Source organism: Algoriphagus pacificus (assembly GCF_017254845.1).
In the GTDB taxonomy this organism is placed as follows: domain Bacteria; phylum Bacteroidota; class Bacteroidia; order Cytophagales; family Cyclobacteriaceae; genus Algoriphagus; species Algoriphagus pacificus.
This window is the reverse complement of record NZ_JAFKCU010000005.1, coordinates 215,951-230,452: the sequence shown is the minus strand read 5'-3', so window position 1 is coordinate 230,452 and position 14,502 is coordinate 215,951. Positions and strand designations below refer to the sequence as shown.

Here is a 14,502-nt window from a genome sequence, read left to right as displayed (position 1 = left end):
TTCGTCAGATTTATTCTGACGAAGCTTTTTTATGGCCAACTTATTTGGCTAAGACTGATTCTTTGATTGTTCGTTTTTTGTGCCAAAAGATATAAAGTTGATAACTGAGATAGCAAAATAGAAAAATGTAAACCAAAGGAGTTACTATCCCAGTCGCAACTGCGTAACCAATCCATACTGAGATAAATCCGAAAACTACAAATGACATCAGTCCCACCAAGCAATAGAAAGAGACTCTTCGCAATGCTAAATTTGGTTTGGAGTATTTATTTTTTTGCCTTGCCAGGTAAATTACATAGCCTGTAATTGATAAAATACCCGAACTTAAACCAAGAATAGCATAGGCAATTTTCAGCCAAATCCCTCCAAATCTTCCAAAGTGCAATCCTTCCTGGATATAATAAATCTGATCTCCTAAGGTCTGATCTCGGATATCATATTTGAAGATTTCCTTTCCAGTGGTTTTGTCAAAAATAATCTTGCTGATATGAGGCTCAAAAGGTAAACCTTGAATATCCCCGGCGACTTCCACTGTATTACTTCCATCTGAAGAAGGAATAACTAAAGTAGGAATAAATTCAGGAATGCTTAAAGAAGCTTTGGCGACCAAATGATCATAATCAAAAACTTCCTGAATGTCTTCCTGAGCACTTTTCAAAATCTCAGATCTTTTGAATTTATTCGGGGCCTTGATATCAAACCACTGAATAATTTTAGGCTGAAGCCCCAGCCAAGCCCCTGTACCTGCAATCATCAAGTTGAAAACCAAAGCTGTAATCCCAATTAATTTATGCCAATCAGCCATCAAGATTCTTAGTCCCTTTCCCTTTCGGATTTCAGCGAAAGATTGCTTCTTCATGAACTTCCCATAGATGAGAATTCCTGTCAAACTGATGATGAATAAACCAATTCCGGCAATGCCTACAAGCTGTCTGCCGTATAAATTATCCAAAAGCCGGACGTGCAATTGTCTCAGGTAGTTGGCTAATCCATTGTAATGATCTTTGGTTCCTAGAATTTCTCCGGAATAGGGATCAACATACACATGGTATCGAGCATTATTGGCCCCGTCGTTCTTATAATAATCAAAGACTAAAGCTTCATATGAACTAGCAGGAGGGAAAATATTTAATAATCTGTAATCTGAATAAGCTGAATCGAGTTTTACTAAAATATCAGCTACTGGGACTTTACTTTCTTTTGGTGATACTTGGTGATAATTTCTTGTCAACCATTGATCAATTTCAGGAATAAAAATCGCAGCTGCACCAGTGAAACTCAGTGCAGCGATGACGATACCGACGTATAGCCCCAGCCAATGGTGGATTTTCCAAAGTATGTTTTTATTCCTTTTGCCCTTCATAAGTTATTCAGATCAAAATGAATAGGTGATGGTGGCCAATAAATTTCTTGGAGCTCCAGGGAAAAGTCTCAAATAATCGTATCCTCCGACCCAATGGGTTTTGTTCGCTAGGTTATTTATATTCAGTTGAAGTCTTAAATTTCCACTGGTATAATAAGCCGCAGCATTCATCAAGGTGTAACCTGGAATTGTCTGGGTATCATTCAAGGATAAATTCCTTTCCGTTACGAAATTGGTTCCAAAACCTAATCCAAATCCTTCAAGTGCTCCTTGGTCGAATTCATATTTAGTCCACAGATTGCCTTGATGTTTTGGTGCATTTGGTTTTTGTCTGTTCAAATCATCTTCGTCTGGACTTTCGGTGATTTCCGCGACATTGTATGCATAGGAAGCCATCACGCTCCAGTTCATCAAAATCCTACCTGTCAAATCAATTTCAATTCCCTTAGCTTCTTCTTTTCCAATCTGCTCAAGAAGATCGGTTTCTCCTGGCACTGGATACAAAGTATTTTTCTGAATGATCTGATAGATTCCAGTAGTTAATTCTAAGCGTTTGTTGAACCAATCAGACTTCATTCCGAATTCAATCATTTCTGACATTAGCGGATCGAAAGGACCTCCGGCATTGGGATTGGAAATCGTGGATGCCGTCTGAGGATTATATCCTTCAACATAAGTTCCGTAGAAATTAATGTTTTCGTTTGCTTTATAAACCAGCCCAAATCTTGGAAGGAATGCATGCTGCGAAACCTTGGTTTCGCTGTCTTTTCTATAATCCACAAAATCAGTGTAGTGATCATAGCGAATTCCAATCATAGCCTGAATTTTTCCCCAGGTGATCTGGTCTTGAAGATAAAATCCATTGAGATGATACAAGGTTGGGTCAAAGCCTCGGGTATTATAAAAATACTTACTCATATCCTGCATCCTGTTTGAACCGATAGGTTCATTTAGATCAAAATGAGGAACATTCGGTACCGGATTGCCATTTTTGTCTAAGAGATAGGCTGAAGCATTTTCAGGTTTGAATGTTGAAATGGAACCGTTATTTGCAGCATTTCTGTAGCCATTGGCAGTGAGTTGAGAACCTCCTGGAGGAAGCATTTCTTTGGCATAATCATATCCGAAAACTACCTGATGTTCAAATTCACCAGTTTTTGTATTCCAATTTAAATAGGAGCTAAGATTATCTACATAACGACTTCTCTTCCTGATAAAAATCTGTCTTGCAACTAAATTCGGAATGACTTCTCCATTTCCGTCCAAGGCGTATGCATTTGAACTTCTATGCTCACTGAGATCCTCATTATAGCCTGTTCTCATGTAGGAAGCATTCAGGCTTAGATTTTGGGTGAACTGGTGATTCAGTGAAGCTGTAATGGTATAAGTTTGTTCGTTTAGATAATCATTCGCGGTATTTAAAGCCAAGGAGGTTGGAGTGGCATAAAGGTCGTCTGCGAATGCTGACTGTCCTCTGTCCAAGCGGCTTTTAGATGAATTAAATACCATGTCTAAATTGACTCTGGTTTTATCCGAAGGCAAGAAAGATAGAGAAGGAGCAATGACCAAATTCTTGTCAAATTGTAAATCTCTGAAAGATTGAGTGTCTTCAAAACCGATATTTAGACGGTATAGGAGCGTTTTACTTTCATTGGCTGGACCTGTAAAATCAGCTAAGGCTCTGAAATTATTGAAGCTTCCCATTGAAAAACTCAAGGTATTCCGAGTCACATCCAATGGTTTTTTGGTCACACGATTGATTACTCCTCCTGGAGAAGCATTGCCAAAAAGGGCAGAAGATGGACCTTTTAGGACTTCCACTCTTTCTAGGAAATTGATAAGTGGCTGTTTCCAGAATCCAGACGTGCTTCTCATTCCGTTTACTAACTGAGTGTTGGAAGAGCCATTGATTCTAAACCCTCTAATGGTGATGTCATCATAAAAAGTGAATTGGTTTACACCAGACATGTTCTTGACCGTTTCACCAGTTCGCATTAACCCTTGATCCAAGATCAATTCCTTAGTTACATAAGAAACAGATTGTGGTAAATCTTTGATGTTTGTCTGCGTTTTACTACCTAAAAAAGTAGCTGTATTTTTATAGCCATTCTCTTTTCTACCTATAATTTCAACTGATTGAAGCTCTGATGAAGACTCTGATAATATGAAATTCTTGCTAGTGTTTTTTGAATCTACTGTGATTTTTTGAGTGATAGCATCGAATCCAATAAATGAAACTTTCAAGGTGTAAGTACCTGATTTGTTGATGTGTATTGAATAATTTCCTTCTAAATCTGAAACAGTTCCAGTGTTTTGCTCTAGGATTAAAATATTGGCTCCAGGGAGGGGATTACCTTCCTGGTCTTTGATTTTTCCTGAAATAGTAGCCTGAGCCATGACTTGACTGGCACCTAATAGGATATAGAATAAAAGAGTAGCGAATGTTTTCATTTATTTAGACTAATTATTGATAGCGCAAAACTAGTAGCTGAATTTTAATAAAACCAGACTATTTAGAATTATTTTAAATAAAAATAAAAATCTATTGGAATCGCCTTGGAATACTGTGAGTTGAGGAATACTTTTTAAATTAATTCCATGAATAAACTAGCCCTTTTAGCCTTTAGTCTTCTTTTAATTGCCTGTTCTGGCAATCCACCTGAGGACAATTCAAACGATCATTTTCAAGCGGATGTCATCATTTATGGAGGTACTTCAGCCGGCATAGCAGCTGCAGTTCAAGTCAAGAAAATGGGAAAATCTGTCCTTGTTGTTTCTCCGGATCTGCATCTGGGAGGCCTATCTTCTGGTGGTTTGGGTTTTACTGATACCGGAGATAAATCTGTGATTGGGGGCTTGGCGAGGGATTTTTATCGAAGAATCTACGATCATTATCAGCAAGATTCAGCATGGAAGTGGCAGTCCAGAGAAGAATATGGTAACAAAGGGCAGGGAACTCCAGCCATTGATGGGGCAGCCAGAACGATGTGGATTTTCGAACCACATGCTGCTGAGCAGGTTTTTGAGGACTTTGTTTCTGAAAATTCTTTGGAAGTCTATCGAGATGAATGGCTGGATAGAGAATCTGGTGTGACAAAAAACGAGGGTAAAATCATTGCTATTCGAACCTTGTCGGGAAAAGTATTTGAAGGTAAAATGTTTATTGATGCCACCTATGAAGGTGATTTAATGGCTGCTGCTGGAGTGAGTTATCATATTGGAAGGGAGGCAAATGACGTTTATGATGAAACTTGGAATGGAGTTCAAGTAGGAGTGTATCAGCATAGACATTACTTCCGGGATTCCATCAGTGCGTATAAAGTGCCTGGAGATCCTTCAAGTGGCTTATTGCCCGAGATATCATCTAACCCTCCCGGAGAAAATGGTACTGGGGATGATAGATTACAAGCCTATAATTACCGCATGTGTTTGAGCAGACATCCCGATAATAGGGTTCCTTTTGAAAAACCAGTGGGCTATGATTCCAGTCGATATGAGTTGTTGGCTCGAGTATATGCGGCAGGATGGGATGAAACTTTTGAAAAATATGATCCAATTCCAAACCTGAAGACCGATACAAATAATCATGGTCCATTTAGCACAGACTATATCGGGAAAAATTATGATTATCCTGAAGCCAGCTATGAGGAGCGAAAAGCCATTTTAGAAGAACACATTTTGTATCAAAAAGGACTGATGTATTTTTTGGCAAATGATCCAAGAGTACCAGCGGAAGTTCGCAATGAAATGGCTCAGTGGGGATTGGCAAAAGATGAGTTTGTGGACAATGGGAATTGGCCGCATCAAATTTATGTGAGAGAAGCAAGAAGGATGATTGGCGATTATGTCATGACAGAGCATGAGGTTTTAGGTGATCGGGAAGTACCAAATCCAGTAGGAATGGGTTCTTATTCCTTAGACTCCCACAATGCCCAGCGATTTGTCACTGCGGCTGGCAACGTCCAAAATGAAGGAGATATTGGAGTTCACCCGAAAAACCCTTACAGTATTTCCTATGGTACTTTACTTCCGAAAAAGGAAGAATGCCAAAATCTATTGGTGCCGGTATGTGTATCTAGCTCCCATACAGCTTTCGGTTCAATCCGAATGGAACCTGTTTTCATGATTTTAGGTCAATCTGCAGCAGCGGCTGCTTCCCTGTCAATCGATGAGAATGTTGCTGTTCAAGACTTGGATTACACAATGCTTCGTGAAGTGCTTCTCAATGAAAAACAAGTCATGGAACTGGAAGGAAGATTGTAATTAATCCCTAGGAGGAGTGATCATGATATGTGCCCGGTGAGTGCCTGGATCCATAATCCATGGCATACCTGGCGCACTGGGTTTGAGCGGAAGGCCGGTAGTCTCAGAAGTTGCCCAAGGTAGATAAACTACATATCGTAAATAGGTGTCTGAAACTTCGCCAGTTGCAGGATTGTAATTTTCTTTATCTGCAGTCAAAACATAAAGAGAAGCACCTTCAGTAGGCATTTTCAATTTCCCACTCTTTCCTTCAGCCTCGCGGGTATCAAAAATCTCCTGAAAAGTTTTGCCTTCCTTTTTCAAATCTCTCCCTCTTTGCATAAAAGGTTCAAGGCTGTTTTGATAACTGGATACGCTAAAGCCATCAGTTTTAGGGTCATCAGTGATGCAGATCATTTCGTTGGTGCCTTTTCGAAGGACTACAAATTCACCTGAGGAATCATAGCCATAAACCATCGCTCCAGCCTGTTTTTCTTCAGGAGCAGCCATTAGGGCAGTTTTGATTTGAACTTCTTTGGAAGGAATTGTTTGGGCGTTTCCTTCAATAAAAAACAAAAAGCCAAGAGATAAAAAGAATAGAGATTTCATGGTGCGTTGTTTTGGGTCTGATTCAATTTACGGTTTTATTTTTGAAATCGCTTTCTCTCCAAAAGACAGACCTTTTTAAAACTCCATGATACTTACTTCATAAAACTCTCTTGCGGCTTCACCGTCTCTGAGTTTGTACTGGATTTGCCTTGTTTTTCCAGAAGGTATCCATTTCCCATCTTCGAGTTTGTAGATTGGAAATCTTCTAACTAATGAAGTTTCGACTATGGCAAACTCATCCTGGCCTTGGAATCCAGCCGCTGCTTCTTCACTCAATTCAGGCATGCTGATCCTACTCATAGACTTTCCATTATTTACAGAATAGCCAATTAAAAAAGACTTCATTTCCATGCCATAGGAATTGAAATAAACCAATAATTCGGGCCATCCATCGGAGTTTAAATCCTCAATTTCAGATTTGATATATCCTCCATCCACTTGATGAGTCACTGGTGTGGAATCTATTTCCAAACCTTCAGTTTCGATTAAAATGGTTGTGTATGGGTTTTGTTCTGTAGCGTGAACCTCAAAACTTATTCCCTGCAATTCCAATTCCTGCTCGAAAGTATATCCGCTGATTTGGGTACTGTCAAAGCTTTCTTCGAGTCTGACATAGCTGTTTTTCAGGCTTGCTCCTCCGTTGCAAAAAAAGTAAAGAGATTCATCTGATTTCTCATCTGACCCTTTAATGAAAAGACTATCTCCAATGACTTCGAAAAGAAAGGAATCATCCATCCATTGAGCTTCTAGAGTGTTTGGATTTTTGATTTCTAAGTCTATTTTCCAGGTACAACTTGGCCTTTTTAAATCCGATCTGGAGCTGATCTCTGATTTTATTGAACCTTGGTTATCCATAAAGATCCGAACCACAGTCCAGTCAAATCCCTTTTCTCTATCAAAGTATCCCTCAGTTACAAAATCCCCAATAAATGAGGCCTCCTCTTCTGTAAACGTAGATTCGGAATTTTTACCCTCCATTTGTTTTGTTCCAGAGGTGCATGCCATTGCTGTAAAAACTAAAAGAGGCAAAGCTAAATATAGAAGACGTTTCATTTTTCAGACGAGGTTTTCTTCAGAATAGACTTTAATTCCTTGTTCAATCATCGATTCGATTTCGGTTTTCATTTCAGGTGAAATTGATTTGAAATGAAAACAGCTTTTCCCTTTAAGACATTTTTTGAGGTCCTTTGAAATCAGATCAAAGGCACTTGGATGCGTGTAAATGGGGAAAAAATAAAGCCTCACATCTTTGGGTTTTGGCACAACACTCCCAAAATAATATCCATCAACCAACTGTTTTCCTTGCATGGCATGCTTGGTGCCAGAAACTTCAAAAACATCTGATTTATCTTTATTTATGCGAAGTGGGGGGACATGCTTCTTGATACATTCGATCAGGAATTCCCTCATTTCTTCTACAGAATCCATAATTCAAAAAAGCTAGGTTAAAACATGATCCTTCTGATGAGGGATTTAAAATCAATTTAAATTAATTTTTTGAATTATCGATTACCCTCAGTTTCAGGTGAATTTGCTTAAAAATTCAGAGACCAGATTCCAGCATTTTCTGCAGAAGTAAGAGATAGAAATTCTCCATTGTAAAAAATGATTGGCTGAACTTCAGATGAATTCTCCCAAAAGTTCCCGTTCAAGAAAGCACTGACTCCCACTTTTGAAGGGAATGCTGCCAAGCGCTGAAATATGGAATATTTGGACCAAGCCTCCTTCAGTGAAATTTGATTTACGTCGCCCTCTTCTATGAATGAAGGGATTGCGGTAAAATCATTCGCAGTCCAAAAGGAATTCATGCTGTTTTCTCCTATTGCTGAAGCAGGCATAAGAAACAGGTCGGTATTATTTGCCAAGGCCTTATCCTGATTTTCCGGAAACCAGCTGTCTTTGCCTATTAAAAGGGAAGCGTTGGCAAAGGGGAGGGGAGAATTCTGAATGGTTTTAAGTTCAGGCTCGATTAGGTAACCTAGTTCTGTTTTGTTGGGATGAGTTTTTTGAATCGGCTGCCCCACAACTTTTCCGTCAGGTCCAAAAAGAAAAGAGACATTTACCAAAGCTTTTTTTCTCTCGATAAAGATTTCGCCATCAGAAACATAAGGCCCAGGAAGTATGATGGAGCCTGCGAAAATATAGCTTTGAGTTTCTTTTGCCAGCGTACTAAAAGTATCAAAATAAACTGACGCCATGGATTTAGATTTCATTCGGAAAATGGCTGATTTGGCTTTGTCTGGTTCCTCACCAGTCTTGATGTATCCCAAAAAATAATCAAATAGGTTGCTGAAAATCAAGGTGTTTTTAGCCTTTTCCCAAGTCTCTTTTTCCGCTACTGCATGCTTTTCTCCTAATAAGAAAAGATAGGTTCCCAGATTTTCAGGAAATAGGATTACCGTGTTTTTGCGAATAAAACCTTTTTGCCTAGCTGCAGCTATATAAAGTCTGATCTTATTGTCGAATTTGCCTGGATTCAAATAATCTGACAATTCCATATAGGGCTGAATGCCTATTATATTTCTCTCCAAGGAGTCCGGAGAATTAACTTCCTCTATTACCGATAAAAATGATTGGGCCTCAGTTAAGGGTAAGTTTCTTCCTGAATAAGACCAGATTAGCCATACAAAAACGACAAAAATCAAGAAACTGATACTTCTTTTTACCATGAATCGTAGACTCTCACTTGTTTTATTAGCTAGTCAAACTTAGCACTTAAACTGCATAGTTTTACTTACTCATGAGATTTTGATTTCAAAAATTTTTAATCGAATTCAAAACCGAAAAACTCTCCTTTCTTTAACATGATGGTAGTTTCTGAACCATTGTAATACAAAGTAATCGTTTGGTTTTCGCCTGAAAGCATAGATAATTTGATGATTTCACCTTTTTCCCAAGCCATGTCAACAGTAATGTCCCCGCGTGCTCTGATTCCTTTTACCTCACCGGATTGCCATGCCTTTGGCAGCGCGGGAAGTAAGCGGATGATTCCAGGTTCATGGGATTGAATCAACATCTCGGCTATTCCAGCTGTGTATCCAAAGTTGCCATCAATCTGAAACGGTGGATGCCCATCAAAAAGGTTGGGATACAAGGATTGGCTGATGAGTTTTTGAATGTGCTCATGAGCCATCTCTCCATCAAGAAGCCTTGCCGAGAAATTGATCAGCCAAGCTCTGGACCAGCCAGTACCGGCTCCTCCATTGGCAAGGCGAAACTCCAATGTTTTTCTGACTGCATCAAAAGCTTCTGGAGTCGCACTTTGTGTAATGGCACTTCCTGGATGAAAAGCATAAAGATGTGACATGTGTCTGTGTCCCTTTTCAGTTTCTTCATAGGGTTGATCCCATTCCAGGATTCTTCCATCTTCGCCGATTTGAACACCTGGTCTCAGTTGGGCTAATTGTTCTTCAATTCTATCTCTGAGTCTGGATTCAGAATTCAGGATTTTGGCTGCCGTCAAAAATGACTGGAAGACGTCAGCTATGATTTGCTGATCCATTGCAGCTCCCATGGTTGTTGCGACTGATTTACCTGCTGCATTGATGAATTGATTTTCGGGAGAAGTGGAGGGAGCTGAAACCAACTTTCCATCTGCAGGATATTTGACCAGCCAATCTGAATAAAATGCAGCTACCTCCGCAATCGCAGGAAATGCTCGGTCAGCCAAGAAGCGTTTGTTTCTTGTGAATAAATAATGATCCCAATAATGCCTAGACATCCAGCCCCCGGCACCAATCCAGCCACCCCAATAAGCTGTGGCAGCCCTCATAAATGGTACTTGCCAAATGTCTGTGGCATGGGGCAGGAAAGTGCCCTTCATATCAAAATTGGTCTGGGCGACTTTCTGTCCATTGTAAATTGAGCCGTCTATGAAATCAAAAAGAGGTTGATTTAGCTTGCTGAGGTTTGTAACGTCTGCCGGCCAGTAATTCATCTGAAGGTTGATGTTCAAATGATAATCTGCATTCCAAGGAGCATTGATGTGCTCATTCCAAATTCCCTGAAGATTCGCTGGATTAGTCCCTGGTCTGCTGGATGAAATCAATAAATACCTTCCAAAATCAAAGAGTAATTTTTCTAGATGTAGGTCTTCTTCGCCTGATTTCACTCGCTCAATTCGGATATCAGTTGGAATTTCGCTGCCATTTGGATTGCCCAATTTTAATTCCATCCGACCAAAAAACTCAGAATAATCTGCAATATGAGCTGCCAAAATATCCTCCCATGATTTGTCTTTTATGGATTCCAACTCCCTTTGGGCAGCGGATTCGAAATCCTTATTATAAAAACTAGTAACTGTAACCAGTTTTAATACGACTTCCTTTGCTCCTTTTAATTCTAAATAGTCAAAGCCTGTATCGATTGTGTTTTCTTCCGAATCTGCAAAAAGCAAAGTCCTGAATTTGACTCCTTCTAAAATTGGGTAGGGTTTTGAGTCAATTTGACCTTTTCTTTGGGTAGCCATGCCACTCATTTCCAAAGTCATGGCATTTACTGTTTTGTATTCTGCAGTTTCAAATCCCTCATCTTGAGGTCTTGAAAGCCTGATTTTTCCTCGGAAACCCTCGGGATGCTCAGTCTTCAATCGAATAAAAATCGCATTATCTACCGCGCTGCTGATTACTTCTTGACTAACAGGATACCCCTCACTTTTGTAATATGAACTAGCCAAAGCTGTGGTTAAATCCAAGCTTCTTTTATAGTCTGTGATTTCCTGGAACTCAAAGTCTAGCCAGAGGTCTCCCAATGTCTGATGAGACCTTGTGATCCCTTTTCTGGAGAAAGCTGCCACCCAAAGTGAATCTGCTTTTTCATTTTCTCCAGCTAAAAGATAGGCTCTCACCTGATCTAAATCTTTCCTTCTCCCATCTGCTAATCCCCAGTCTCCAGCAGCTCCTGCCCACATGGAGTCCTCATTGAGCTGGATTCTTTCCATGCTTGTTTTGCCAAACACCATCGCTCCCAATCTACCATTACCGACTGGAAGAGCTTCTTCCCATTGCTCAGCAGCTTGGGAATACCAGAGAACAGGTTTTTGGGAATAACTCGCGGTGGATAGCGATAAAAAAAATGCTATCAGTGATAGAAGGCCTTTCATATATTTTGGGTTTGGATTTAAGATTACGAAAAACCTCTTCTTTGGCCAATAGAAAAGGCTTAAAAAGTAGATTTAGCTAGGAAAATCTTATTGGGAAATCAGGAATTCTTTGAATTCTGGACTGTTGAAATTACTCATTCCTTGTTGGTAGAAAACGATGTTTCCTTCTGGATTAACCACCAGCGTGGTAGGAATAGCCTCGCTTTGGAGGCTTTCGTTGAGTCCAAAACTCGCATGAGCTGTTGGGAATTCCCATGTTTTACCCTCTAAAAAATCCCTGCTTTTTTCAATATTTTTATCAAGACCTATCATGAGGAATTCAATGTTCGGATCATCTTTGACCGATTTGTAAAGTTCAGAAATGTGTGGCATTTCGGCACGGCAAGGTCCACACCAAGAAGCCCATAAATTGATGAAAAGCGTTTTTCCCCGGTATTGTTCCAAATTGATTTCTTCTCCGTCGAAAGTCAAAAATCTACCTCGATAGTCAAATTGATGATCCGTCAAATCGGGCATTTCGATTTTTGGCTTAATTAATCCAGTAGAAAGTAAAATTGATTGGAGGCCTCCGATCAAAACAGGAAGCAATCCTGTGAAATACAGGAATGCCACTACGGCAGCCATAATTCCCCAACTTTTTATTTCTTTTTTCCAATCCATGTAGAAGTTTGATTTGTAAAGGAATCTTTGAAGGTTAATAATACATGAAGCCTTTTATTCCTTTTGAAAGTTTTATTTATTAATGAGGATTCAAATCACCTATGTAAAGAATTTAAATATTTATTCAGTTCATGAGGAGGTACAATTTTTCATTTCAATTGACTTACAATTTTACGCTCTTGAAACCAGACCTTTAGTGACAAGTCTCACAATTCTTTCTTTTTGTCTCAAAAAGGAGGCTTAACTTGCGGGGCAATTAGAGTAGAATTTTCAGAATATGAATTACGAAATTAAGATAGCCGCGGAGCTTCAAGTCCGACCAGAACAAGTCAAAGCCACTATTGGGTTACTGGATGAAGGCGGAACAGTTCCATTTATTTCGCGCTACAGAAAGGAAGTTACTGGGACTTTAGACGAAGTTCAGGTTGCTGCAATCAGAGATAGGGTTCTTCAATTGCGAGAGCTGGATAAGCGAAAAGAAGCTGTTTTAAAGTCAATTGACGAGCAAGGCAAGCTTACTCCGGAGTTAAAGCAGAAAGTTCAAGAGGCGGAGACTATGGCGAAGTTGGAGGATATCTACTTGCCTTATAAACCAAAGCGTCGAACCAAAGCTACCATTGCTAAGGAAAAAGGATTGGAACCATTGGCAGAATTAATATTTAGCCAAAAATCCATTGCCTTAGATAAAGAAGCGGAAAAATTTGTCGACGCCTCGAAAGAAGTAAATACCATTGAAGAAGCTTTACAAGGTGCACGTGACATCATAGCCGAATGGGTCAATGAAAATGCCGAGCTTCGTGAAAAGATGAGAAAGCTTTTTATGGAGGAAGGAAATTTCACTTCGAAAGTAATTCCAGGAAAAGAACAAGAAGCAATCAAATACAAAGATTATTTTGATTGGTCTGAGCCGATCAAAACGGCTCCTTCTCACAGGGTTTTGGCGATGAGAAGAGGAGAAAAAGAACTTTTTTTAATGTTGGATTCCGTTCCAGAGGAAGCTTCAGCGATTTTTTTGATGGAGAAGTTCATCCTCGAACCAGAATCTAATTCTTCTGTGGATCAAGTCAGATTGGCCTTGAAAGATGCTTATAGAAGACTTCTGAAGCCAAGTATGGAAACTGAAGTCAGACTTTTGACCAAGAAAAAAGCAGATGAAGAGGCAATCAAAGTATTTACTGAAAATTTAAAGCAATTGCTTCTTGGAGCTCCTTTGGGTCAAAAATCTGTAATGGCAATTGACCCAGGTTTTAGAACAGGTTGTAAGCTTGTTTGCTTGGGACCTCAGGGTCAGTTTTTACATTATGAGGCCATCTATCCGCATGAGCCTCAGAGAAGAACTGTTGAAGCTAGCATGAGTATCAAAGGCTTGGTTGAAAAGTATTCGATTCAGGCGATTGCCATTGGAAATGGAACGGCTGGAAGAGAAACAGAGACTTTTGTCAAAAGCTTGGGACTTCCAAAGTCAGTGATCGTAACGATGGTTAATGAAGCAGGAGCTTCCATTTATTCTGCATCGGATGTGGCGAGGGAGGAATTTCCTGATTTGGATTTGACGGTAAGAGGAGCAGTTTCTATTGGAAGAAGGCTGATGGATCCTTTGGCCGAACTGGTGAAAATTGACCCCAAATCAATTGGAGTTGGTCAATACCAGCACGATGTAGATCAGAATGCATTGAAACATGCACTGGACGATACAGTAATGTCGGCTGTGAATGGAGTTGGTGTCGAAGTTAATACAGCTTCAAAGCAGCTACTAACCTATGTTTCTGGCTTGGGACCTGTTTTGGCACAGAATATTATCGAATTCAGAAATGAAAACGGTCCTTTCAAAAGCCGATCTCAATTGAAAAAAGTACCTCGACTAGGTGACAAAGCCTTTGAACAAGCGGCAGGATTTTTACGGATCAGCGAAGCAAAGCATCCACTAGATGCTTCTGCAGTCCATCCAGAGCGATATGATTTGGTGGAAAAAATGGCCAAAGATGTCAATGCTTCAGTTTCTGATTTGATGAGTTCGGATGATTTGAGAAACAAAATCATTTTGAAGAATTATGTGTCTGAAACGGTTGGTTTGCCGACGCTTCAGGATATTTTGGAGGAATTGGCAAAGCCGGGAAGAGATCCACGGGAAACTTTTGAAGTATTTGCTTTCGAAGAAAGTGTGAATAGCATGAGTGATCTAAAAGTAGGTATGAAACTTCCAGGCGTGGTCACCAATATCACTGCTTTTGGGGCTTTTGTCGATGTAGGAGTTCATCAGGATGGATTAGTCCATTTGAGTCATTTGGCCGATCGCTTCGTCAAAGACCCGAATGAAATAGTGACAGTCAATCAGAAAGTGCAAGTGACGGTCATGGAAGTAGATATTCCTAGAAAAAGGATTGGCTTAAGCATGAAATCAGATCCTTTTGCTGAGCGAGGAAAGAAAATGGAAAAACCAGCCAAGCGAGTGGAAAAGAAAGAGGAGGAAGGCTCAATGGCAGAGAAGCTGGCGATGTTGAAAAAACAATTTGGTAAGTAAAAAGAA

General features: G+C 39.8%; 10 protein-coding genes. 2 read left to right on the top strand and 8 right to left on the bottom strand.

Annotation, left to right across the window (positions count from 1 at the left end; translation table 11 throughout):
• Positions 1-40: 40 nt before the first annotated feature.
• Positions 41-1,363: a PepSY-associated TM helix domain-containing protein gene (locus J0A69_RS18500; protein WP_206588111.1), complete on the bottom strand. Its 1,323-nt coding sequence runs from the start codon at positions 1,361-1,363 to the stop codon at positions 41-43.
• Positions 1,364-1,375: 12 nt separating this feature from the next.
• Positions 1,376-3,814: a TonB-dependent receptor gene (locus J0A69_RS18495; protein WP_206588110.1), complete on the bottom strand. Its 2,439-nt coding sequence runs from the start codon at positions 3,812-3,814 to the stop codon at positions 1,376-1,378.
• A gap of 147 nt (positions 3,815-3,961) precedes the next feature.
• Here J0A69_RS18495 and J0A69_RS18490 point away from each other — a divergent pair, with 147 nt between their 5' ends.
• Positions 3,962-5,626 carry an FAD-dependent oxidoreductase gene (locus J0A69_RS18490; protein WP_206588109.1) on the top strand — a complete coding sequence of 555 codons (1,665 nt, stop codon included), beginning with the start codon at positions 3,962-3,964 and terminating at the stop codon, positions 5,624-5,626.
• Here the strand turns inward: J0A69_RS18490 and J0A69_RS18485 are convergent, their stop codons facing one another.
• The 6 genes from J0A69_RS18485 to J0A69_RS18460 all read right to left on the bottom strand — a co-directional run bounded on the left by J0A69_RS18485 (position 5,627) and on the right by J0A69_RS18460 (position 11,975).
• Positions 5,627-6,214, bottom strand: a complete 588-nt coding sequence (locus tag J0A69_RS18485; protein ID WP_206588108.1) for a hypothetical protein — start codon at positions 6,212-6,214, stop codon at positions 5,627-5,629.
• A gap of 75 nt (positions 6,215-6,289) precedes the next feature.
• Positions 6,290-7,267 carry a hypothetical protein gene (locus J0A69_RS18480; RefSeq protein ID WP_206588107.1) on the bottom strand — a complete coding sequence of 326 codons (978 nt, stop codon included), beginning with the start codon at positions 7,265-7,267 and terminating at the stop codon, positions 6,290-6,292.
• Between the two features lie 3 nt (positions 7,268-7,270).
• Positions 7,271-7,642, bottom strand: a complete 372-nt coding sequence (locus tag J0A69_RS18475) for a hypothetical protein (protein WP_206588106.1) — start codon at positions 7,640-7,642, stop codon at positions 7,271-7,273.
• 107 nt (positions 7,643-7,749) lie between these two features.
• Positions 7,750-8,883, bottom strand: coding sequence for a carbon-nitrogen hydrolase family protein (locus tag J0A69_RS18470; protein ID WP_206588105.1), 1,134 nt, complete (start codon positions 8,881-8,883; stop codon positions 7,750-7,752).
• Between the two features lie 95 nt (positions 8,884-8,978).
• Entirely contained in the window at positions 8,979-11,315 is a 2,337-nt protein-coding gene (locus J0A69_RS18465; protein ID WP_206588104.1) for a glycoside hydrolase family 95 protein, read from the bottom strand.
• An 87-nt stretch (positions 11,316-11,402) separates the two neighbouring features.
• Complete coding sequence (locus J0A69_RS18460; protein WP_206588103.1) at positions 11,403-11,975, bottom strand: TlpA family protein disulfide reductase; 573 nt, start codon at positions 11,973-11,975, stop codon at positions 11,403-11,405.
• Between the two features lie 277 nt (positions 11,976-12,252).
• On the opposite strand from J0A69_RS18460, the gene J0A69_RS18455 reads away from it, so the two are divergent.
• Positions 12,253-14,496: a Tex family protein gene (locus J0A69_RS18455; RefSeq protein WP_206588102.1), complete on the top strand. Its 2,244-nt coding sequence runs from the start codon at positions 12,253-12,255 to the stop codon at positions 14,494-14,496.
• The last annotated feature ends 6 nt before the right edge of the window (positions 14,497-14,502 follow it).

Coding starts and splice junctions, on each gene's coding strand:
- J0A69_RS18500 (WP_206588111.1), bottom strand. CDS start 1,363: ATGAAGGGCAAAAGGAATAAAAACATACTTTGGAAAATCCACCATTGG.
- J0A69_RS18495 (WP_206588110.1), bottom strand. CDS start 3,814: ATGAAAACATTCGCTACTCTTTTATTCTATATCCTATTAGGTGCCAGT.
- J0A69_RS18490 (WP_206588109.1), top strand. CDS start 3,962: ATGAATAAACTAGCCCTTTTAGCCTTTAGTCTTCTTTTAATTGCCTGT.
- J0A69_RS18485 (WP_206588108.1), bottom strand. CDS start 6,214: ATGAAATCTCTATTCTTTTTATCTCTTGGCTTTTTGTTTTTTATTGAA.
- J0A69_RS18480 (WP_206588107.1), bottom strand. CDS start 7,267: ATGAAACGTCTTCTATATTTAGCTTTGCCTCTTTTAGTTTTTACAGCA.
- J0A69_RS18475 (WP_206588106.1), bottom strand. CDS start 7,642: ATGGATTCTGTAGAAGAAATGAGGGAATTCCTGATCGAATGTATCAAG.
- J0A69_RS18470 (WP_206588105.1), bottom strand. CDS start 8,883: ATGGTAAAAAGAAGTATCAGTTTCTTGATTTTTGTCGTTTTTGTATGG.
- J0A69_RS18465 (WP_206588104.1), bottom strand. CDS start 11,315: ATGAAAGGCCTTCTATCACTGATAGCATTTTTTTTATCGCTATCCACC.
- J0A69_RS18460 (WP_206588103.1), bottom strand. CDS start 11,975: ATGGATTGGAAAAAAGAAATAAAAAGTTGGGGAATTATGGCTGCCGTA.
- J0A69_RS18455 (WP_206588102.1), top strand. CDS start 12,253: ATGAATTACGAAATTAAGATAGCCGCGGAGCTTCAAGTCCGACCAGAA.